The following is a 1,349-nucleotide window of genomic DNA, read 5'->3' on the forward strand; positions in this document are numbered from 1 at the left end:
AAGAACGAAATGGTGCCTTTTTAGATTTTAGAGTGCCTTGTACATTTAAAAACGTAAGTTTTTCAGTGGCCTCGAATAGCTCAAGGCGGCCTTTTAGATTAGTTGGAAAGAACAGGGGTTTTTGCAGCTGCCAATAAAGCTTGCTCTATGTCGTCAATTAAATCCTGTGCCTCTTCCAATCCGACGGAAAAACGCAATAGTCGTTTATCCACACCACGTTTTTCCCGTTCCTCTTCAGGAATATCGGTATGGGTTTGCGTTGTAGGATATGTAATAAGGCTTTCCACCCCGCCGAGGCTTTCCGCGAAAGTAATCAGGCGTAAGTTCTCAAGAAATGGACCCACCCATTCGATTTCCTTTAAGCGGAATGAAATCATACCACCTTTTCCAGCATAGAGGACATCCGCAATATGCGGGTCATTTTCCAAATAAGAGACGAGCTCCTTCGCATTTGCATCATGCTGTTTCATCCGTACGTGCAATGTCTTCAATCCGCGAATAACGAGCCATGAATCGAAAGGGGATAGCGTAGCTCCGATTGCATTATGGTTTTTGCCTAATCGGTTGCTTAATTCTTCTCCTTTCGCAACAACAAGCCCAGCTAATACATCATTATGACCGCCGATGTATTTTGTAGCACTATGGATGACAATATTTGCTCCAAGTTCAATCGGGCGCTGAAAATAAGGCGTTAAAAACGTATTATCGACGATGACAAGCAACCCATGCTTCTTCGCAAGCTTTACGTAATTCTCTATATCGATTTCAAGCATAAGCGGATTTGTCGGCGTTTCGATGAATAGCGCTTTTGTATTCTTTGTAATGAGTTTCTCTGTTTCTTCTACACTTTGAAATGAAGTATACGATGTTGTAATTCCATATACATCGGCATATTGTTCGAACAGGCGATAAGTCCCTCCGTAAATGTCATCGGGCGCAATCAGCTCATCCCCGGGTTTGAATAGGGAGAGGACAAGCTGTATGGCAGACATTCCGGAGCTGCATGCGAATCCGCAATCACCTTTTTCCAAATTTGCTATTCCTTCTTCAAGGATTGTCCTCGTCGGGTTTTTCGTCCTTGTATAGTCGTACCCCGTAGAAAGCCCCAATCCATCATGTTTGTAGGCGGTGGATAAATGGATAGGAGGATTGACTGCCCCTGTTCTTTTATCGCTCTGATTTCCTAACTGCACCAATTTCGTGCTTATACTTCGATTTGTCATTATGCACCTCTCCTTTAATTATGTATATAAAAAGACCCCCTTCGAATAAGGAGGCCACTGAAAAACTTACGTTTTTAAATGTACAAGGCACTCTAAAATCTAAAAAGGCACCATTTCGTTCTTTCT

Annotated in this window: 1 protein-coding gene; it reads right to left on the bottom strand. The window is 42.6% G+C overall.

Annotated features, from left to right (window positions below; genetic code table 11):
• Window positions 1–98 precede the first annotated feature (98 nt).
• Window positions 99–1,223, bottom strand: a complete 1,125-nt coding sequence (locus P5G49_RS17445; protein WP_301245935.1) for a methionine biosynthesis PLP-dependent protein — start codon at window positions 1,221–1,223, stop codon at window positions 99–101.
• Window positions 1,224–1,349: the final 126 nt, after the last annotated feature.

It is taken from the genome of Sporosarcina highlanderae (assembly GCF_030433715.1).
GTDB lineage: Bacteria > Bacillota > Bacilli > Bacillales_A > Planococcaceae > Sporosarcina > Sporosarcina highlanderae.

Coding starts and splice junctions, on each gene's coding strand:
- P5G49_RS17445 (WP_301245935.1), bottom strand. CDS start 1,223: ATGACAAATCGAAGTATAAGCACGAAATTGGTGCAGTTAGGAAATCAG.